At 66.4% G+C, this 20285-nt stretch carries 19 protein-coding genes; 11 read left to right on the top strand and 8 right to left on the bottom strand.

Annotated elements, in window-relative coordinates:
* The first annotated feature begins 98 nt into the window (after positions 1 to 98).
* From DX923_RS02790 to DX923_RS02825, 8 genes are all read left to right on the top strand, one after another.
* On the top strand, positions 99 to 665 hold the full coding sequence (locus tag DX923_RS02790) for a GtrA family protein (RefSeq protein WP_162872736.1): 567 nt from the start codon (positions 99 to 101) through the stop codon (positions 663 to 665).
* Between the two features lie 66 nt (positions 666 to 731).
* A complete protein-coding gene (hemL, locus tag DX923_RS02795; protein WP_116112534.1) occupies positions 732 to 2126 on the top strand; it encodes a glutamate-1-semialdehyde 2,1-aminomutase in 1395 nt (464 codons plus the stop codon).
* Entirely contained in the window at positions 2123 to 2761 is a 639-nt protein-coding gene (locus tag DX923_RS02800) for a histidine phosphatase family protein (protein WP_116112535.1), read from the top strand. The genes hemL and DX923_RS02800 overlap by 4 nt, the downstream gene beginning before the upstream one ends.
* Entirely contained in the window at positions 2758 to 3402 is a 645-nt protein-coding gene (locus DX923_RS02805; protein ID WP_116112537.1) for a TlpA family protein disulfide reductase, read from the top strand. The genes DX923_RS02800 and DX923_RS02805 overlap by 4 nt, the downstream gene beginning before the upstream one ends.
* Positions 3403 to 3430: 28 nt before the next feature.
* Positions 3431 to 4228 (top strand): cytochrome c biogenesis CcdA family protein, encoded by a 798-nt coding sequence (locus DX923_RS02810; protein ID WP_116112538.1) that lies wholly within the window; start codon positions 3431 to 3433, stop codon positions 4226 to 4228.
* A gap of 94 nt (positions 4229 to 4322) precedes the next feature.
* Entirely contained in the window at positions 4323 to 5975 is a 1653-nt protein-coding gene (gene resB, locus DX923_RS02815; protein WP_116112540.1) for a cytochrome c biogenesis protein ResB, read from the top strand.
* Positions 5976 to 6084: 109 nt separating this feature from the next.
* Positions 6085 to 7167 carry a c-type cytochrome biogenesis protein CcsB gene (ccsB, locus tag DX923_RS02820; protein ID WP_116116116.1) on the top strand — a complete coding sequence of 361 codons (1083 nt, stop codon included), beginning with the start codon at positions 6085 to 6087 and terminating at the stop codon, positions 7165 to 7167.
* 8 nt (positions 7168 to 7175) lie between these two features.
* Positions 7176 to 7547 (top strand): DUF4229 domain-containing protein, encoded by a 372-nt coding sequence (locus DX923_RS02825; RefSeq protein WP_116112542.1) that lies wholly within the window; start codon positions 7176 to 7178, stop codon positions 7545 to 7547.
* Between the two features lie 39 nt (positions 7548 to 7586).
* Here the strand turns inward: DX923_RS02825 and DX923_RS02830 are convergent, their stop codons facing one another.
* The 4 genes from DX923_RS02830 to DX923_RS02845 all read right to left on the bottom strand — a co-directional run bounded on the left by DX923_RS02830 (position 7587) and on the right by DX923_RS02845 (position 11439).
* The gene (locus DX923_RS02830) at positions 7587 to 8708 is read right to left on the bottom strand and encodes a glycerate kinase (RefSeq protein ID WP_116112543.1); all 1122 of its coding nucleotides are present in this window, start codon (positions 8706 to 8708) and stop codon (positions 7587 to 7589) included.
* 182 nt (positions 8709 to 8890) lie between these two features.
* Positions 8891 to 9775 (bottom strand): 1,4-dihydroxy-2-naphthoate polyprenyltransferase, encoded by an 885-nt coding sequence (locus DX923_RS02835; protein WP_116112545.1) that lies wholly within the window; start codon positions 9773 to 9775, stop codon positions 8891 to 8893.
* Positions 9775 to 10053 (bottom strand): PLD nuclease N-terminal domain-containing protein, encoded by a 279-nt coding sequence (locus DX923_RS02840; protein WP_116112547.1) that lies wholly within the window; start codon positions 10051 to 10053, stop codon positions 9775 to 9777. Before DX923_RS02840 ends, DX923_RS02835 begins: the two co-directional genes overlap by 1 nt.
* 60 nt (positions 10054 to 10113) lie before the next feature.
* Positions 10114 to 11439, bottom strand: coding sequence for an AMP-binding protein (locus DX923_RS02845; RefSeq protein ID WP_116112548.1), 1326 nt, complete (start codon positions 11437 to 11439; stop codon positions 10114 to 10116).
* Between the two features lie 119 nt (positions 11440 to 11558).
* Between DX923_RS02845 and DX923_RS02850 the strand changes: the two genes are divergently transcribed.
* Positions 11559 to 12314 carry an SDR family NAD(P)-dependent oxidoreductase gene (locus DX923_RS02850; RefSeq protein WP_116116117.1) on the top strand — a complete coding sequence of 252 codons (756 nt, stop codon included), beginning with the start codon at positions 11559 to 11561 and terminating at the stop codon, positions 12312 to 12314.
* A 54-nt stretch (positions 12315 to 12368) separates the two neighbouring features.
* Here DX923_RS02850 and DX923_RS02855 read toward each other — a convergent pair whose 3' ends face one another.
* On the bottom strand, positions 12369 to 13367 hold the full coding sequence (locus DX923_RS02855) for a 1,4-dihydroxy-2-naphthoyl-CoA synthase (protein WP_116116118.1): 999 nt from the start codon (positions 13365 to 13367) through the stop codon (positions 12369 to 12371).
* A 206-nt stretch (positions 13368 to 13573) separates the two neighbouring features.
* Between DX923_RS02855 and DX923_RS02860 the strand changes: the two genes are divergently transcribed.
* Together DX923_RS02860 and DX923_RS02865 are read left to right on the top strand one after the other, a co-directional pair.
* Entirely contained in the window at positions 13574 to 15595 is a 2022-nt protein-coding gene (locus DX923_RS02860; RefSeq protein ID WP_116112550.1) for a phosphate acyltransferase, read from the top strand.
* 38 nt (positions 15596 to 15633) lie between these two features.
* Positions 15634 to 16650: an o-succinylbenzoate synthase gene (locus DX923_RS02865; RefSeq protein ID WP_116112551.1), complete on the top strand. Its 1017-nt coding sequence runs from the start codon at positions 15634 to 15636 to the stop codon at positions 16648 to 16650.
* 30 nt (positions 16651 to 16680) lie between these two features.
* On the opposite strand, the gene DX923_RS02870 is transcribed toward DX923_RS02865, so the two are convergent.
* Genes DX923_RS02870 through DX923_RS02880 form a run of 3 tightly spaced genes read right to left on the bottom strand, consistent with a single transcriptional unit; the run spans position 16681 to position 19954 of the window.
* Positions 16681 to 17532 (bottom strand): adenosylcobinamide-GDP ribazoletransferase, encoded by an 852-nt coding sequence (locus DX923_RS02870; protein WP_116112553.1) that lies wholly within the window; start codon positions 17530 to 17532, stop codon positions 16681 to 16683.
* Entirely contained in the window at positions 17529 to 18665 is a 1137-nt protein-coding gene (gene cobT, locus DX923_RS02875) for a nicotinate-nucleotide--dimethylbenzimidazole phosphoribosyltransferase (protein WP_116112555.1), read from the bottom strand. Before cobT ends, DX923_RS02870 begins: the two co-directional genes overlap by 4 nt.
* Positions 18662 to 19954, bottom strand: a complete 1293-nt coding sequence (locus tag DX923_RS02880) for a class I SAM-dependent methyltransferase (RefSeq protein ID WP_346218095.1) — start codon at positions 19952 to 19954, stop codon at positions 18662 to 18664. Before DX923_RS02880 ends, cobT begins: the two co-directional genes overlap by 4 nt.
* Positions 19955 to 20285 lie beyond the last annotated feature (331 nt).

The raw sequence follows: 20285 nt of genomic DNA on the forward strand, positions 1-20285 counted from the left end.
TCTGCGTCACTGGCGTGAAACGCCCTGGGAGAAGCGGTGATGTCGGCATCAATGGACCACCAGGACGTCGAGCAATGCGGGCGTTCTACCCTTTGATGGTGTCGACAGACCTTCCCGCGCGTAGATTTCTGAAACTCTCCTATCTCACCGAATTCCTGAAGTTCGGTCTGGTCGGCGCATCCGGAGTGGCGGTGAACGCGGGCGTCTTCCTGTTGATCGTGAAGTTGACGTCATATCCCGACAGCCAAGTCCTCTTCGGCCTGTGGCCGACGTCGAAGAATTTCCGGGTCTATCATCTGGCGGCCACGATCTCCTTCATCCTGGCCAATGTCTGGAACTTCGAGCTCAACCGTGCCTGGACCTTTCGGCCCGGCGGTATGTCCAGCCGGAAACGTTTCGGCCGGTACTTCGTCATCGGCGTGGCCGCTTTTGTGTGTGGTCTGTGGATCATGAGCATGTTGTTGACCCCGGGGTCGCCGGTGGTCCTGCCACTGGAGATCCTCGACGGTTCGACCACCCTGCGTAAGGCGTCCTTCTGGGCGAACCTGATCCAGATCTTCGCGACCATGCCGATCTCCTTCATCCTGCAGAAGGTGTGGACCTTCGCCTCCCACGAGGAGGAGTCCCCCGAAGAGGTCGTCCCCGAACCGGCAAAGGTCGCCTGACCTTTTCTGCGGGGCTCGCGTCGGACTCGGCGCCGACCGGTGTCGGCCATGGGAGAGGATGAGGCCATGGTGGACCCCAGCGCTGTGCACATACCTTTCCCTTATGACGCGCCTGCCTCCGCGGCACTGATGGATCGCGCTTCGACGGTCATCCCCGGCGGGGTGAACAGCCCGGTACGGGCTTATCGAGCTGTCGGCGGCACGCCACGTTTCATCGCGAGCGCGCGGGGACCATGGCTCACCGATGCCGACGGGCGACGCTATGTCGACCTGGTCTGCAGCTGGGGACCGATGATCCTCGGACATGGCGACGAACGGGTTCTCGATGCCGTGCAGAGGGCTGCAGTCTCCGGCTTCTCCTTCGGTACCCCTAGCGAGAACGAGGTGGCGCTCGCGGAGGCGATCGTCTCCCGGGTCGAGCCGGTGGAACAGGTCCGGCTGGTCAGCTCAGGTACTGAGGCGACGATGTCCGCTGTCCGGCTGGCGAGGGGGGCTACCGGCCGGAGCACGGTGGTGAAATTCGCCGGCTGCTATCACGGGCATGTCGATGCTCTCCTGGCTCATGCCGGCAGCGGCGTGGCGACTTTCGCGCTTCCTGACTCCGCAGGCGTCCCGGCGAGCGCTGCTGCTGAGACCATTGTCCTGCCTTTCAATGACATCCCTGCTCTGGAAACGGCCTTCGCCGAACATGGCGAACGGATTGCCGCAGTGATCACGGAGGCCGCCGCAGGCAACATGGGCGTCGTCCCGCCTGCTCCGGGGTGGACCCAGGCGTTGCGCCGGGTCACCCGGCAGTACGGTTCTCTGCTGATCAGTGACGAGGTGATGACCGGATTCCGCTGTTCCGCTGCGGGTTGGTACGGGTTGGAAGGACCCTACGACCTGCATGACGGGAAGGATCGGGGGGCGCCCGACCTGTTCACCTTCGGCAAGGTCATGGGCGGTGGCTTCCCGGCCGCAGCTTTCGGTGGCCGTGCCGACCTGATGGCCTTGCTCGCACCCCAGGGGCCGGTCTACCAGGCGGGGACGCTGTCGGGGAATCCGGTGGCGACCGCAGCGGGTCTGGCGACTTTGCAGGCTTGTGACGAGTCGGTCTACACCCGCCTGGCCGAGGTCTCACGCGTGATCGCCGATGGCGCGGTGGCGGCCTTGGCCGCTGCAGGAGTGCCCCATGTGGTGCAGTGGGCCGGCAGCATGTTCAGTATTTTCTTCCGGGAAGAACCGGTCGTGAACTACGACGACGCCCGCACCCAGGACACCGCAGCTTTCCGGGCGTTCTTCCACTCGATGCTCTCCAACGGGGTTCATCTGCCGCCCAGTGCCTTCGAAGCGTGGTTCTGTTCGGCTGCCCATGACGACGCCGCGATCGACCAGGTGTTGACGGCTCTGCCGGCGGCAGCACGAGCCGCCGCGGCCAAGGAGGACCCGGCTGCTTCGAGGCATGGGAGCATGGGCGCATGACTTCTTCTCGTACCGTCGTCCACGTCGTGCGGCACGGGGAGGTTCACAACCCCGATCGGGTCCTGTACGGGCGTCTCCCGGATTACCACTTGTCCGACCGTGGCCTGGAGATGGCTCAACTCACTGCACAGAGCCTGGCCGATCGGGATGTGACCGTCCTGGTGTCCTCTCCGCTGGAACGTGCCCAGGAGACCGCCGGTCCGCTCATGGATGCCTTCGAGATCCCGGTCCGCCTGGACGAACGACTCCTGGAGGCAGAGAACTTCTTCGAAGGGAAGGCCTTCACCACCTCCCGGCTACGGGAACCTGCGGTCTGGCCTCGCCTGATCAATCCCTTCCGGCCCAGCTGGGGTGAGGCGTACTCGCGTATCGCTTCCCGGATGAAAGCCGCACTGGAGGCCAGCCGCGATGCCGCTCGTGGGCATGAAGCAGTTCTGGTCAGCCACCAGTTGCCCATCGAGACCTTGCGTCGGCACCTCTCGGGGGAGCGCCTGTGGCATGACCCTCGTCGGCGGCGGTGCAATCTGTCCTCGGTGACCTCGTTCACCTTCGACGGTGACGACCTGACGTCTGTCTCCTATACCGAGCCTGCCCGGGCTCTCTACGCCGACGCCTCAGCGGTGCCAGGGGCATGAACCCGGACGGAGCTTCCCGTCAGCGCTGGGGAACGGGTGTGCGTGGCCTGCGTCGCCACGGAACTCCCTGGTTGGTCTGTGCCCTCGCGTCCTTGGCCGTGGCGGGATGCTCCGTCGATTCCCATTCCATCGCTGGGCAGGCCCAACGAGGGGACAGCAAGGGCTATGTCGCCGGGAACGGCGCGATCGAGAGCATCCGCCCCGGCGACCGTAGCCAACCGGTCCGGCTCGAAGGGAAACTCCTGGACGGCAGCCCCTGGAAGATCGACGACCACCGTGACAAGGTCGTGGTGATCAATGTCTGGGGCAGTTGGTGTGCACCCTGCGAAGCCGAGATGCCTCGGCTGGAGAAAGCCTGGAGTCGTTGGCGGGATTCGTCCCAGCCAGTGGTTTTCGTCGGTATCGACAGCGGAGAATCAGCTGAGACCGGTGCCGCAGCTGTCAAGAGGTACGGGCTGACCTATCCGAGTCTGAGCGACCAGAACCGAACTCTTACTCTCGGCCTGCAGGGCAAAGCCAATGCCACGCCGACCACCCTGGTCATCGATCGGCAGGGAAGGATCGCCGCCAGGATCTCCGGGGAGGTGACCAGCGAGTCGACCCTCGTCGGTCTGGTCGAGGACGTCTTGAAGGAGACATGACCACCGGTCGTATCGAAGGAAGGCCGACGTGAGCGCGATCGCCGCTGACGGCAACCTCGTCCTGGCCGTACTCGTCGCGATGGCGGCGGGAGTGGTCTCCTTCGCCTCTCCTTGCGTGCTGCCACTGGTTCCGGGCTTCCTCGGCTATGTCACCGGGCTCTCCGGAGAGGTCGCCGGGTCGCGTGACGGCCAGGAGAACAAGCGGGGCTCAGTGCCGGAAACGCCGCTGAGGAGGCCACCGTCCGCCCGGGTGATCATCGGTGCTGCGCTCTTCGTGGCAGGTTTCTCGGTGGTCTTCCTCGCCGGAACGGTCCTGGCCTCTGCGGTGGGATCCTTCCTCGTCGAATATCGGCGTGCCGTCTCGACGGTCGGCGGGCTGGTCGTGATCGCCCTGGCCTTCGTCTTCCTGGGATGGGGGACACAAGGAAGCTGGTCGCCGCGCTGGCGTCCGGCGGCTGGTCTGGCGGGTGCCCCTCTGCTGGGGATGGTCTTCGCCGTGGGATGGGCTCCGTGCATGGGCCCTACGCTGGCGGTCATCTACACCCTGGCGACGACGACCGGCGGAGGGCCGGGAACCATTCTGCGGGGCTGTCTGCTCGGCGCGGCCTACTGCGGGGGGTTGGGGGTGCCTTTTCTGCTGGTGGCCGCCGGGTGGGCGCGAGCGACTGCGGCATCGTCCTGGCTGCGTCGACACCACGTGCTCGTGCAGCGGTGCGGCGGCGGCCTCCTCCTGGCCGTCGGTGTGCTCCTGCTCACCGGGTGGTGGGACTCCTTGGTGGTTTTTCTGCAGATCCGTCTGATCAACGGGTTCATCCCTTCGCTGTGAGGCTCCGCGCTCGCTGCTGACGACGTACCGCGGCGGAGCGGTTCTGCGTAGAAAGAGCCAGAAGCGGGGCGGATATGGCAGGCTGGCGAGGCATATGGACGCGCAGCATCAGCACGGTGAGCAGCCCGGCGAGAAGAACTCCGAGGGGGGACCCTCAGGAGGACGACTTCCCGAACTGGGGCCGCTGGGACTGCTCAGGTGGGCCTGGCGACAGCTGACCAGCATGCGCACCGCGCTCTTCTTGCTGCTCCTGGTAGCGGTGGCGGCGGTGCCCGGATCGATCTTCCCGCAACGGAACCTGGACCCCGCACGGGTGGCGGACTATCTCCGCGACCACCCGGACACCGGCCCTTGGCTCGACCGCTTCGGCTTCTTCGGAGTTTTCAGCTCACCCTGGTTCTCCGCGATCTACCTGCTGTTGATGCTTTCTCTCATCGGCTGCGTGGTGCCTCGGACCAAGCTGCATGTACAAGCGATCCGTCATCCACCGCCGCGCGCGCCACGTCGGATGGAACGGCTGCCCAGCCACCATGAAGGCGTCATCGACGGCGAACCGGAAGCGGTTCTGGCTCAGGCACGGCGTGCCCTTGGCTGGCGGTACCGTTTCCGGTGCGGTCAGGACGACGATCCGAACACGCTCTCCGCGGAGACCGGATACTCCCGGGAGACGGGCAACCTGCTTTTCCATATCGCCTTGTTGGTCCTGATCGTGGCCCTGGCCTGGGGGCATCTGGTCGGCTGGCGGGGAGACCGGATCGTCCCGGTCGGGCAGTCCTTCTCCAACTCGGTGTCCGGTTACGACACGTTCAACCCTGGCCCCTGGGTGAACGCCGAGGACCTGCCCCCCTTCACCGTGCGGATCGACGCCTTGGACGTGCGTTTCGAGTCCGACCCCCGGGCAGGAAAACAGGTCGGTGCACCCCGTGACTTCCGCGCTCGGACGAGCGTCACCGAGGGGCCGGGCCAACCGATGCAGCCGCGGGAACTCTCGGTCAACGGACCACTGGGATTCGGGGATACCCAGGTGTACCTGCTCGGTAACGGATATGCGCCCACGATCACCGTGCGGGATGCTGCCGGACAGGTTCTCTTCCGCCAGCAGGTGCCCTTCCTACCCCAGGACGACAACTACACCTCCACAGGCGCGGTCAAGGTGACTGGCGCCCAACCGAAACAGCTCGGGTTGATGGGGCTCCTCCTCCCGACCGCAGCCGCTGATGTCAACGGTGGACTGCGCTCGACCTTCCCCGGAGCTACGAATCCGGCTCTGGTCCTGACCGCCTACGAGGGGGAGCTGTTCCCCGAAGGGCGAGCCCAGTCGGTGTACACGGTGGACACCACCCGGATGTCCCCGGTCAAGGGCGAAGACGGCAGCCAGGTGAGGCTGACCCTGACCCCGGGGCAGAGCGCCGAACTCCCCGGCGGGCGAGGAAGTGTCACTTTCGACCAACTGGACCGGTGGGCCGGCGTGTCTGCCAGGTACGACCCGGCGCGTCCGCTCGCCCTGATGTCGTCACTGGTGGCCGCCTTGGGCCTGGTGGCCTCCTTGCTGGTCCGCCGCCGCCGGATCTTCGTACGGGTGCATACCGAACCGGTGGGAGCCGACGGACGGCGACGGACCAGGATGGAAGTCGCCGGGCTGGCCAAGGGCGATGACCCGAAGCTGGACGTCGTGGTGGCCGATCTGGTGCGGCAGGTCGACGAACGGCAGGCCAAGCAGGTCCTTTCTGCGGGTTCAGGACGTTAGTCTGAACAGACGGCCGGTCTGGCGATCGTCCTGGGCGAGACCCACGAGGTGACAGGCCACCGATCTATCCAGACCCCGCATGCGGGGACCGACCTCTGCGGACAGGCTCATGACGATCCTCCTGCTCGATGCACGCATCAACCTGCAGCTTGCGCATTACGCCAATCTCGCCTTGTACGCCGCGATGGTGGTACTGACGCTCGCGATGCTGGCCTTTGCCGTCTACGTGGCCTTCGCGGAACGTCCGGGCGCCGCAGAGCAGGTCGCGACGGAGGAACGGTCGAAAGAGCTCGCCGGCGTAGGCGGGGCATCAGCCGCAGGGGGAACCACCGAGGTGTCGTCTGCGGACGGGGCGGCGTCTCCGAGTGAAGCTGCTGAACCGGGCGAGGGCCAGGACGCGCCGGATTCTCCGCAGGCCCGGAAGGCCCGCCCTCGAGGTACTGCCTCCGGGGCTGCCGGAGTCAGCCTGACCTGGCTGAGTCTGATGTTCCTGGTCGTCTCGGTGGTCTGCCGAGGCGTGGCCAGTAACCGCGTTCCGGTGGCGAACATGTTCGAGTTCGCCGTCTTCGGGTCGATGTTGGTGCTGGCGGTCTACCTGGGAATGGGGATGCGCTGGCCGCTGAAATGGTTGGGACTTTTCGTCACCACGCCGGTTCTTCTCATCTTGGGCCTGGCGCTCACCGTTTGGTATTCACCGGCGGCGGAGCTTCTGCCGAGTCTGCGTAGTCTTTGGCTGGCCATCCACGTGCCGATCGCGACTTTGTCGGTGGCGGTGTTCACCATCGCTGTCAGCGTCCTGATGCTGCATCTGGTCAAGGAACGGCGTGAGCGCAGTGTCACCGACGGCGAGAGCCGCAACAGCTTCCTTGACACTCTTCCCCGGGCGGAGAGTCTCGACCGGATCGCCTACAGCCTGCACATCGTGGCTTTCCCGCTGTGGACCTTCTCGCTGATCGCCGGGGCGATCTGGGCTCAGCAGGCGTGGGGTTACTACTGGAACTGGGACCCGAAGGAGACCTGGACCTTCATCATCTGGGTGATCTACGCCGGCTATCTGCACGCCCGCTCCACCAGCGGCTGGAGCCGGCGTACCGCGAACGTCCTGGCCGTCGTCGGCTATCTGGCCATCATCGTGAACTTTGCTGTGGTCAATGTCTATTTTGCCGGGCAACACTCCTATTCCGGATTGTGAGGTCGAAGATGAGGTCTCCCGTCCTGCGTTATTCCGTGCTCAGGATCGGTGTCTTCCTGCTCTGTGCGGTCGTGCTCTGGCTGATTCCGCCTTTGCGTGACCGGATGCTCATCCTGCTCCTGCTCGCCGCTACCGTGTCGATGCTGATCTCGATGCTCGTCTTGAACGGACCGAGGGACGAGATGAGTGAGCGCATCGCGGCTCGGGTCGAGGCCCGGCACCAGGCGAAGGAAGCCGAGCAGGAAGCCCAGACGCACACGGCGGACGCCGGCGCGGAAGGGAAGGCGGACGGGTCGCGTGCGGTCTCTCCTCGGAAGATGCTTCGGGACGAGGACGCCGAGGACGCCGAGATCGCGGCGAACGGCGAGCGTTACCGCTGACTTTTCGTCGAGATCCCGGCATCCTGACAGGTGCGGAGGTCAGGAAGCGAATTGCTCCCGAGCCGCGCGTCCGGCCAGTTCGCGCAGCAGCCGGTCGGCCTCCTGCATACAGACCTGCGGGTCCGGCTCGATGTCGACCAGCTGGTAGATCGCGTCCAGCCCCGTTTCGGAGATCTCCTGTGGAGTCAGCTCGGCGCGACCACACACAGCGATCACCGGGACACCAGCGGATTTCGCAGCCCTTGCGACTCCTGCCGGGGCCTTACCCAGCAGGGTCTGGAGATCGAGCGCACCTTCTCCGGTGACGACGAGGTCGGCGCCAGGAAGTAGTTCGGTGAACTCGCCCAGGCCCAGGACGACATCGATCCCCGGTCGCATCGTCGCACTCAGCACGGCCTGAGCGGCATAGCCGACTCCGCCCGCGGCACCGGCACCGGGACGCTCGGTGTCATTCTGTCCGGTCACCTCGGTGACGATCGAGGAATAGTGTGTCAACGCATTTTCCAGCTCTGCGCACATGGCCTCGTCGGCTCCCTTCTGCGGGGCGAAAATAGCCACACAGCCCCGCTCACCGAGCAAGGGATTGTTGACGTCACTGGCCAGGGTGATCTTCGTCTGCGACAGCGCGGGGTGGAGAGCCGACAGGTCAAGGGTGGACAGCCGGGCCAGCGCGGCGCCACCGGGCGGGAGATCATTGCCCTGGTCGTCGAGCAGACGTGCCCCCAAGGCCTGCAACATGCCGGCACCACCGTCGGTGGAAGCGCTTCCACCGATGCCCAGCACGATGTCCCGGACTCCGGCGTCGAGAGCTGCGACCATGACATCGCCCACCCCCCGGCTGGTCGCGCCCAAGGCGTTGCGACGTGCGCCGGCCCGGACGATCCCGCAGGCGTCGGCCATTTCCACGACGGCCTGTTCACCCCGGATGGCGTACGAGGTGTTGGTGGGATCACCGAAAGGACCCGAGGCGGTCACCGGTACTCGGGTGAAGCCTGCCGTCTCGGCGGCGTCGAGGGTGCCATCACCCCCGTCGGCGATGAGAGTGGCGCTGACCTCCAGGTCGGGGAGCGCGGCACGCATCCCCTCGCTGATCGCGGTCAACACCTGGGTTCCAGTCAACGAACCCTTGAATTTGTCGCAGGCCACCAGGATGCGAGCCATGAACGGAAGCTCCTCGAGATCGGCGCCCGTGGGCTGCCGAGCGCGACGGATGAAGACAGGACAGCGGGCCTTCCATCACTAGAGAGACTCGCTTCAGGGCATTCTCGCCTCTCCGCAGGGATCGCGCGAGGACTTTCGGACAACGCCCTGCCTCGAAGTGTCTGTTCCTGGAAGGTAGCTCATCAGATCGGAGAGGGACCCAACCACATACCCAGCCCCAGGAGCATCCCGTAGGCCAAGGTCAACTGACCGATAGACCCGAGGACCGAGATCAAGGCAGGGCCCTTGACCCCCTTGAGGACACGGAACACCGGAAGCACCGCAAGCCCGAAAGACAGCACAGCGGCCAAAGCGCCACGGTGGAAGAGGCCGGTCGCCACCGCGCAGGCCAGAGCCACGAGAATCATCAGGACGAAAAGCACACGGGCTTTTTTCTCTCCGAGGCGGACAGCCAAGGTTCGTTTGCCGCTGACCGAGTCGCCGGGGATGTCCCGGATGTTGTTGATCATGAGGATCGCGCAGCTGAGCGACCCGCAGCCCACAGCCCCGGCCCACCCCGCGGGAGAGAGGGCCAGGGCCTGGGTGAACTGGGTGCCCAAGACAGCGACCAGGCCGAAGAAGATGAAGACGAAGACCTCACCCAGGCCCAGATATCCGTACGGGCGTTTGCCGCCGGTGTAGAACCACGCGGCCACGATGGCGGCAACACCCAGGAGCAGGATCCAGTACGTATTGGCCAGTGCGCTCAGCGCCAGACCAGCTAGGGCTGCGAAACCGAACCAACACATCGCCATGAGTTTGACGTCCTCAGGGCTGGCCAGCTGCTGGCCCACCAGTCGGATCGGGCCGATCCGCGCATGGTCGGTGCCACGGATCCCATCGGAGTAGTCATTGGCATAGTTCACGCCGATCTGCAGCGAGACCGAGACCACCAGGGCCAGAATCGCGGCTGCGGCGGACGGCCTACCGAGAGCCGCAGCCGCGCCGGTCCCGATGGCCACGGGGGCGATGGCAGCGGGCAGGGTGCGCGGACGTGCGCCTTCGATCCATTGGGGGACGGTTGCCATCACAAACTCTTCAGGAAGTCGGGGTCGTCATCGGGGCCACGGGGTCCTCTCGGGCGCGGGGGTTCTTTCAGGCGTTTCACCAGGGAGGAGTTGTTCGGCCCGTACGGCCTGCCCACCAGGAACCAGACGGTGGCGCCCACCCCGGGGAAGGCCAGGACCACCATCACCCAGGTGGCCTTGGGCAGCCCTGAGAGCCGTTCCTCGTCGGTCTGGATGCAGTCGGAGACTGCATAGACCGTGAACGCCAGGAGCGCCAGCATCAGCACCACCCGTAACACGTCCCACTCCTTGGTCTGATCTTTCGTTGCTGAGGATCGAGCTGGTCGGAGCCGTCCCCTTCAGCCCGGGATGACAGGTCGATCATCACTGTTCATTGTGTCAGCTCCGCTGAGGAACCTCTGCCGGACAGCGGCGCGGTCGACCTTGCCGACACCGATCGTCGGCAGCGAGGAGAGAACCGCCACGCGCCGAGGAAGTGCGTAGTGCGGCACTTGTCCACGTAGACGTTCGCGAAGCTGTGAAAGTTCCGGAAGGGACGCTGCCGAAGGAGCGTCAAGTCTGACGTATTCACTTGCAGGAGAAGCACAAGCCAGATCCTGAGGTCTGTTCTCGCTCGGCTGTCCAGGCGCGAGTGCCACAGCCACGACCTGACCCCAGCGTGGGTCCGGCAGCCCGACGACGACCGCCTGCCAGCCGGACGGCAGCACCTGGGCGAGCGCTTCCTCCACTATCGAGGGCATCACCTTCATCCCACCGGTGACGATGACATCGTCCACCCGCCCCCGCACCGTGAGCACACGTCGACCAGTTCCCGGATCGTTCTCCCACGATCCCAGGTCGTCGGTGCGGAACGACCGGCCTTTCGTCGTCGAAGAAAAAGCAGCCCGGGTACGTTCGGCATCACCCAGATAACCAGCGGCCACCATCGACCCGCCGAGCACGATCCGACCGATCCCCGACGGCGAGTCCACCGGCTCCAGACCGACCTCGGTGCAGGACAAAGGCACACCGTCGTAGACACACCCGCCGCAGGTTTCGCTCGACCCGTAGGTCGTCACCACGCCGACCCCCAGGGAGCGGGCCCGGTCCACCACGGCCGGATCTGTGGCCGCACCCCCGACCAGAACCGCTGCGAAGGGACGCAAGGCGGCCACCCCCTGCGGACTGTCGAGCAGGCGATACAGCTGAGTAGGTACCAGCGAGACGTAGGACGGGCGCTCGCCTGCGGATCGGTGCACGTGATCCGCGGAGTTCACGAAGCCCGGTACCCGGAACGGGCCGGAAGCCACTGCACTGACCCTGCCGGCACCCAACAGCGTCCTGATCAGCACCTGCACGCCGGCGACATGGTGGGCGGGGACGGCCAGCAGCCAGTCACCCGGGCCGTGGAGCCGCTCCTCGGTCGCGCGTGCGCTGGCCCGGAGCGCAGCAGCGGTGAGCAGAGCACGTTTGGGTGTTCCTGTCGAGCCTGAGGTGCCGAGCACGGTGACCAGGTCGTCGGGCAGCTCCGCGGGGTCGTGCCCGGGCAGGACCGGTGGCGGCCCGTCCGCCGGGAACGGGACCACCGCGGGGCCATCGCCCTCGATCGCTGCCTGCCATGCCGTGAGGGACTCCACTGCACGCTCACCTGGATGGACGGGGAGCAGGACCAGGTCACGGGGCACAACGACACCATAGGCGACCGGTTCGCCCTACCGATGCCATGTCCGCGGCGCGTGACCGCGTCGAGGCTGCCCAGATGTGCAGACCCCTGTCCCGGCTAGACAACGGGGAGAATGACGACATGACGAATCGTGGAGTGGCAGTAGTGACCGGTGCGAGCAGTGGCATCGGCAGGGCGACCGCCCGCAGGCTCGCCCAGGACGGCTTCGAGGTGATCGCTGCCGCCCGGCGGCTCGACCGTCTCCAGGAGCTGGCAGCTGAGATCGGTTGTCGCGCGATACGCTGCGATGTCACGGACCCCGAGCAGGTCGAAGCCCTAGCCAGGGAAGCCGGTGAGCGGGTCGCCTTGCTGGTGAACAATGCTGGTGGAGCGATCGGGCTCTCGCCGGTGGCCGAGGCCGATCTGGGCGAGTACCGAACGATGTTCGAGACCAATGTGTTGGGCACCGTCGCCGTCACCAAGGCGCTCCTGCCTGCGCTCGTCGCCTCGGGGCAGGGCACGATCATCACGATCACCAGCATTGCCGGGCAGACGGTCTACGAAGGCGGCGGCGGATACAACGCAGCCAAGTTCGCTGAGGTCGCAGTCAGTGATGCCCTGCGTCTCGAGCTGAACGGGCAGCCTGTCCGGGTCTGCGACATCGCGCCAGGCATGGTCGAATCCGACGAATTCTCGCTGGTCCGTTTCGACGGGGACGCCGAGAAGGCCGCGAAGGTCTACGAAGGGGTCGACCGTCCGCTCACCCAGGACGACGTGGCCGAGTGCATCGCCTGGGTGGCTGAACTGCCCCACCACGTGAATGTCGACAAGCTCACGGTGAAACCGGTGGCCCAGGCTGCCGCACACAAGGTGCACCGCGGACCCATCTACCGTTGACGCCGATCGTCGGTGGTGCCGGAAGCTGTTGGCCCGGCCCCACCGACGGGATGCTCAGAAGTACCAGGGGAAGGGCGACCAGTCGGGGGCACGTTTCTCCAGGAACTGGTCACGGCCCTCGACGGCTTCATCCGTCATATAGGCCAGACGGGTTGCCTCCCCGGCGAAAACCTGCTGACCGACCAAACCGTCGTCGACCAGGTTGAAAGCGAATTTCAACATTCGCTGAGCCTGCGGCGACTTGCCCAGGATCTCCCGGGCGACCTCAAGGGCTTCGGTTTCCAGCTCGGCGTGTTCGCACACCAGGTTGACCGCGCCCATCCGCTGCATGTCCTCGGCAGAGTACGTGCGGCCCAGGAAGAAGATCTCCCGAGCAAATTTCTGCCCCACCATCCGCGCGAGATAGGCCGAGCCGTATCCGGCGTCGAAGGAACCCACGTCCGCATCGGTCTGTTTGAAACGGGCATGCTCCCGGGAGGCCAGGGTCAGGTCGCAGACGACGTGCAACGAATGTCCACCTCCGGCGGCCCAACCGTTGACCAGGGCGATCACCACCTTCGGCATCGTCCGGATCAGCCGTTGCACCTCCAGGATGTGCAGACGTCCGCCCTCGGCCTTGACCCGGGCCTCGTCCACCGATGATGCGGTCTCGTCGCCGGCCGTGGTGGCATTCTCCGAGGCGTACTGATACCCGCTACGGCCACGGATCCGCTGGTCACCGCCAGTGCAGAAGGCCCATTTGTCCGCTGCTCCGGTGCCCTGGGGTCCGGGCCCGTTCCCGGTGAGCAGGACCGCTCCGACGTCCGGGGTCATCCGGGCGTGGTCCAAGGCTCGGTAGAGCTCGTCCACGGTGTGGGGGCGAAAAGCGTTCATCACCTCCGGACGGTCGAAGGCGATGCGTACGGCGCCCAGGGTGCGCCCCGGAACCGGCCCTGGAAGGACGCAGCGGTGGTAAGTGATGTCGGTGAACTCGAACCCCGGTACCGGGGCCCAGGCCTCCGGGTCGAAGGTCGGCGAGATCGGTCGTGAGGTCGAGTTCTCGGCTGGTGTCATGGCGTCACTGGTCACATCGCCGATCCTAGGTGGACCTTCTCAGGGGTGACACGGGGTCGTTCTGAGGTCGGCGACAGGCCGGTGCGGATGAATCCGCCTGTCCCCAGGTGAAAAAGCTTCGGAAATGGTTGATAGCGGCCGATGTGACACATGCAGGAGCCACATTCACCGGACCCGCACCGGCACACACCCCGAGGGAGCCGCTCATGGCCCGCCGTATCCTCGTCGTCCCGTTGACCCCCGGGGCGGGAGTCACCTCTGCCTGCCTCGGGCTGGTCCACGCCCTGGAAGGACGACACCTGTCGGTGGGCTTCGCCAAACCTTTCGGGGACATACGCGGTGCCGTTGAGGACAGCTCAACCAGCTTGTTCCGCTTGGCGACCTCGTTACGGCCACCGCAGCCCATCGATGCCGCAGACCTGGAGAACAGGCTTGCCCTGGGACGGGTCTCTGGCGTGATGACCAATGCCGTGGAGTTGATCGCCGAACTCGACGACGAACACCAGATCCTCGTACTGGAGGGGATGGTGCCCTCCCGGGAACAGTTCTACGCCAGCAGGATGAACGGCGAACTCGCCCGTTCGCTCGACACCGAGGTCGTTCTCGTCGGAACGGTGGATGCCGGTAATGTCACCCGTTTCGCCGAATTCGCGGCCACCGTCGCCCAGATCTATCGCGTACATGGTCAGAGCAGAGTCGTCGGTGTCGTCGCCAACCGGGTCCCCGAGGGTGTCGACCACGGTGAACTGGCCGACGCCCTCCAGTCGCACGACCTGATGTGTGCGGCGATCGTCGACGACTACGACGAATTCGGAAGGCCGCGTGTCGCCGACCTGGTGCGTGAACTCGAGCTCGATGCGCTCTCCGGTGATCTCTCCAGGAGGGTCTCCTCGACCGTCATCGCCGCACAGACCATTCCGGGTTTCCTCCCGTACTTGACCGAGGGTGCTCTCGTCGTGGCCCCCGGCGACCGACACGACGTGCTCATGGCCGTAGCCCTGGCCGAGTCTGCCGGGATCCGGCTGGCCGGTCTGCTGATGACAGTGGGTGTCCACCCCGACCCGCAGGTGATGAGCCTGATCGAGCCGGCGCTCTCCGGAGAACTGCCTTTACTGGCCACCGGAGATGCGACCTTCCCGGTTGCCAGCCGCATCGTGAACATGGACCACAGCATCCCGGCCGATGACGAAGTACGGGCACGCCGGGTGATGGAGACCGTCGCGCAGAACTACGTTCCGGCCTTCCTCGATACCTTGTCCCAGCGCAGGCAGACCACTCGCACGACCCCTGCCCAGCTCCACGCCCACTTGCGGGCCCAGATGTCTCGTGGGCACGTACACCTGGCCATCACCGATGTCACCGATCACCGGATGATGCGGGCCCTCTACCTGCTGCAACGTCACGAAGCCCTGCGTTTCACCGCCTTGGTCAGCCAAGCCGTCCTGGACGAGCAACTGGCGCTCTTCGGTGAACGCAGACTCCCCATCAACGTGCGCGTGGTCGACCCGGCAGAGGAATCGGCCACGGCCACGGCACTGCATCAGGAGCTGACAGCGGCTGGTCTCCATCTCGACAAGGACTCACCCCTGTTGCACGCGCTGGCGCTCGTCCGTGACAGGGAGGTCGACGGTGTGGTGGGCGGCCTGAACGACACCCGGTCCCACTTCCTCGACACGATCCGAACCGTGATCCCCCTGGTCGCCGAAGCCCCGGTGATCTCGGCGGCCCAGGCCGTCCTGTTACCCGACGAGGTCGTCTTCGTCGCCGACACTCTGTTCACCGCGCATCCGGATGCCGCCACCTCCGCAGCCATCGCGATCCGGACGGCGGAGACCGCCCGCATGTGTGGCGTGCCGCCCTATGTGGCTTTCATCGCGCCGAGCTCGTCGTCACCGACCGCGGACCAGGATCGAGAAACGATTGCCGCCGCACGAGCGATCCTGGCGGAGCAGCGTCCTGACCTGGCAACCTGCGGGCCGCTCTCCTTCCACCAGGCCTCAGCAGAGGTCGCTTCCGAGCAAGGGCGCCCCTCGGTCTTCATCTTCTCCGATGTCGCCTCTGCGGCGGCCACCGCGAAAGCACTCGACCAAGGCACCGGCACCCGGGTCTACCCGCCACTGCTCCAAGGGCTGTCTACGGCGGCGAACTTGCTGCCCAAGGATGCAGACGTCGATCAGATCATGGATCTCATCGTGGCGACCGCCGTCCAAGCCGCCGATCTGGGGTGAGCCGGAAAAGCGCTGGGATATCCGGTTAGCCTGGGCAGATGTCTGACCCCTGCGCCGACCGGTTCGTCCTTGCGCCGCCGGATCTTCCGGATCTCCTCGCCGGGGCACGAGTCGTCCGAATTCCTCTACGGGTTCGTTTCCGAGGTGTGGAGGAACGTGAGGCGCTGCTGCTTCACGGCCCCGCGGGTTGGGGAGAGTTCGCGCCCTTCCTGGAATACGCGGACGACGAGGCGGCCCGGTGGCTCGGTGCAGCGGTGGAAGCAGCCTGGACAGGGCATCCTGGGCCCTGCCGCTCCACCGTGGCGGTGAATGCAACGATCCCTGCCATCGCCCCGGCACAGGTGACCTCGGTCCTGGCCAGATACGACGGTTGTCGCACGGCCAAGGTCAAGGTCGCCGAGCACGGGCAGACCCTGGCGGATGACCTGGCCCGAGTGGCCGAGGTGCGCGCGCTGATGGGGCCAGCTGCCCGGATACGGGTCGATGCGAATGGCGCCTGGACGGTGGACCAGGCCGTGGAAGCGATCTCCCGGCTGGCCAGACATGGCCTGGAGTATGTCGAACAACCGTGCGCGAGGGTGGAAGAACTCGCTCGACTACGGAGGGAACTGGCCGTCTCCGGGATCGACGTCCCGATCGCTGCGGACGAGTCGATCCGTAAGGCAGGCGACCCCATGGCGGTCCGTGACCTGGGCGCGGCAGATCTGATCGTGGTGAAAGTCGCTCCGCTGGGGGGTGTCCGTCGAGCTCTGCAGGTCGTGGAACAGGCCGGACTGCCAGCTGTGGTCTCCAGCGCTTTGGACACGTCAGTGGGTATCAGTGCTGGACTGGCCTTGGCGGCAGCACTGCCTCAACTCGAATACGCCTGTGGCTTAGGCACTTTAGAGCTGGCAGCCGGGGATGTCGCGGCCGACCCCCTGGTTCCGGTCAGTGGTGACCTCCACGTGCGCCGGCCGGAGTGCGACGAAGAACTCCTGGAACGATGGGCCGCGCCACCGGAGCGGGTGACCTGGTGGCGGGACCGGCTGACCCGCTGCCACCAGCTGCTGAACTGACCCCGCTTCGTCCTCTCGCAGCCCAGCGGATCAGAGCAACACCACCAGGAACAGGACGACCGCAGCAGCCTCGACCAATGCCCCCAGCACGTCCCCGGTGATTCCGCCCAGGCGGTGGACGACGAAGGACAGGACGAGTTCACAGGCCAGCATGGCACCGAGAACAGCACCCAAGGCGCCTATCGGGATCGACGTCCCCGGGAGAAGCGGACTCCCACCGGTGGCGGCAAAGGCCGATACGGACAGGATGGCAGCCGCAGTGACCGCCCAACACAGGAACCACCGGTACCAGGGGACCGCACCAGCGACAGCCTCGCCGAGCCCCTCAGGCCTGGCAGCGGGGACACCGGCCCGGGTGCCGGTCGCCAGCGCAGCCCGGGATGCCGCGATGAGCACAGCGGCGACAGCCCACCCCCAGGGCCGGACAAGAACCGCTCCGAGGCAAGCCGCCTGCAACCCCAGCACGACGATCAGTGCGGAAGCACCCATCGGCCCGACATCACCACGGCGCATGACGTCCAGCGCCCGCTCCCGATCCCATGAGACACCCAGCCCGTCGACGGTGTCGGCCAACCCGTCGGCGTGGATGGCCCGGGTCAGGGCCAGAACAAGCCCGACGGTGACGAACCCTGCCGCGGTGGGAGGAACCCCCGCGTGCGCGAGCAGCCCGCCGACAGCCGCAGAGAACAATGCCACCGGGACCATGACCACCGGACCGATGATCATCGCCCAGCCGGCGACCCGGCGGTTGACCGCGGTCGGCGGCGGAGTCGGCAGGATCGTCAAAGTTCCCGCAGCCAAGGCGAAGGCGTCACCAGGCAGGGCCCCTGGCCCCTGACCGGGGCGGGATTTCGAGGGGCTGGAGCCCTGCCCTGCGCTCATGACAACGGTGCCTCGGTGGTGGTGACGGGGTGATCGACATCGGTGAGCTCGCTGAGCAGTGCGAGATCTCTGATGCCGGCAACAGCTGTGCGCAGGATCGGTACGGCGCAGACGGCGCCGCTGCCTTCGCCGAGCCGCATGCCCAGGTCGACGATCGGCACGAGCCCGAGCTGCTGCAAGGCCAATCCACAGGCCGGTTCAGGGGAAAGATGACCGGCCCGCATCCATGCGCGAGTCCCCGGCTGGAGGGATTCGGCCATGACGGCTTCAGCAGCAGAGATGACCCCGTCGACGAGGACCGGGACGCCGCGGCGGGCAGCCCCCGTCATGAAGCCGGTAGCAGCGGCGAGATCGGCGGATCCGAGCGCAGCCAACCGGTGCAAGGGATCGTGACGGCGCTCGCCGACCCGGGCTATCCCGGTGTCGATGACCTCGGTCTTGCGGCGCATCCCCTCGTCGTCGATGCCGGTTCCCCGTCCGGTGACGGCGGCAACGGGCAGGTCGTAGGTGGCGGCGATGAGCGCGGTGGCTGCGGTGGTGTTCCCGATACCGACATCGCCGGCGATGAGGAGCTGTGCGCCGTCGGCGATCTCTTCTGCAGCGATGCGGTCGCCCAGCGCGAGTGCTTCTCTGGTCTCGTCGAGGGTGAGGGCGTCCCGCAGGTGGAAGGGTTCGCTGCCGCGTCGGATCTTGGCCACCGGGGTGGCGTGAGCGGCCGGTGGGATGTCGATGTCGTCCAGGCAGGAGATGTCGACGATGCGTACCTGGATGCCGTGGGCCGCCGCCAGTGCGTTGACTCCGGCTGCGCCCTGGGCGACGCCGGTGGCGATGGCGGTGGTGACCTCCGAGGGGTAGGCGGAGACTCCGTGAGCGGCGACGCCGTGGTCACCGGCGAAGACGACGACGCGGACGTCGTTCAGCTGGGCAGGTGGGAGCTGTCCTTGGCAGGCGCTGATCCAGGCTGCGAGCTCTTCGAGTCGCCCGAAGGCGCCGAGTGGTTTGGCCTGAGCATCGCTGTATCGGCGGGCGTTCTCGTACGTCTGGGGCGATGGTGGCGGCAGATAGGGCGCCTGGCCGGTGTCAGGGGCCTGGGTGAGGAGGGTGGCGTCAGCGGTGGTGTTGGTGGTGTTCATGCAGTGTGCTCCGACGTGGTGTGCGTGGTGGGTCGGGGTTCGACGGCGAGGAAGTACTGTTTGTCGCCGACCCTGGTGATGATGCAGGTGAGTTCGTTGCCGCGTCCGTCGAGTCGGAGATCCTTGCGGAGTCGGTCGGCGTCGAGGGTGATACCGCGTTTCTTGATGGTGAGGCGCCCGATGTCCTGGCTCCGGAGCCAGTGACGCAGCGTCTTGTGCTGTAGAGGCATCGCGGCGCTGATCTGGTATCGCCGCGCGTAAGCGACCTCGGAGGGGCTCGCTGCGGTCACATAACCGGCTCCTGCGGCGAGTTCTGTTCCGTCGGTGGCGGCGACGAGAGCACCGGTGAGCCCGGCGCGGACAACGGCTTTGTCCGGGTCCCAGATCCAGTCGCCTTCGGAGGGGGCCGCCGTGGCGGTGGGGCGATCCTGGCCGGGAAGGGCATCGCGTTCGGTGAGGGTGATGTCGACGGCGGGGGCACTGCCGTCGGCCGACGGCGGGCGCAGGACCAGAGCGCTCCGGCCTGCTTCGGTGACCAGTGGGCCCCACCACAGAGTGCATTCGAGGACTTCTCCGGCGTAGGAGGTCCACTGGGCTTCGCAGCCTGCCGGGACGGCGGAGTGGGCGAGGGAGGGACTGAGCTTGGCCCCGGTGGCGGGGACTCGGGCGGCGGTCTCCACCAGGGTGTTGAAGGAGGGGGTGAGCTCGTCGAGACGGAAGGTGCGGCGGGTCCGTCCTTGGGCGTCGTGACGTCCGGGGCTGCGGCGGGCCGGATCGAACCAGGCGCCGTCGGTAAGCGCGGTGATCTCGTCGGCGATCGCGGCGGCATCACCGACGCGGGTGCGGGAATCGGGGAAGTAGCGCAGGTTGGTCCCGGCGATGGCGGCGGTGGCGGGGTCCTGGTCGACGGCGGTGACCTGTAGTCCCAGTGCGGACATGGCCATGGCGTCGGCGCCGATCCCGCAGCCGAGGTCCCAGACATGTTCGATCCCGGCTTGGCGGTATCGGGAGGCATGCCGAGCGCCCAGCTCGAGGCGAGTGGCTTGTTCGAGCCCGTCGGAGGTGAAGAGCATCCCGGCGGCGAAGTCGCCGAGTTTTCCTTGGGCTCGGGCCCGTAGACGGCATTGGGTGAGTGCGGCCGAGACCAGCTCGGGGTCGTATCCGGCTTCGCGGAGGGACGCGCCCAGGTGGAGCGCGGTGGCGTCGTCATAGGGCGGGAGCGAGCTGAGTAAGGCCCATCCTTCGGGGGAGAGCAGTTTTTCGACGACGCCTATATCCATGGTGTTCATCCTGCCGCACCCGGTACGGCTCCGGCTCATGCCCTGGCCGACGGCGTGGGGTGCGTCGGGTCGGTGAGCCGTGGTGGGCCTGTCCCGCTGGGTGACAGATCCGTGGTCCTGAGGGGTGGTGAGGCGAGTTCTCCTCGGGGACGGGCGGTCCGAGGAATATGCGGCAGTTTGAGCGCGTGACGCTCCGTGTTGGCACTCGAGTTGACCGAGTGCTAAGGCCGGGCCTAAATTCGCTTTAGCACTCCATGCGGGCAAGTGCTAATAGCAGTCGTCCGCAGCGGAGTGGATCAAGATCGCTTCCGTACAGCGTGCTTGGCGACCCCCGCGACGG

Origin of the sequence: Austwickia chelonae (genome assembly GCF_003391095.1) — a bacterium.
GTDB classification, from domain to species: domain Bacteria; phylum Actinomycetota; class Actinomycetes; order Actinomycetales; family Dermatophilaceae; genus Austwickia; species Austwickia chelonae_A.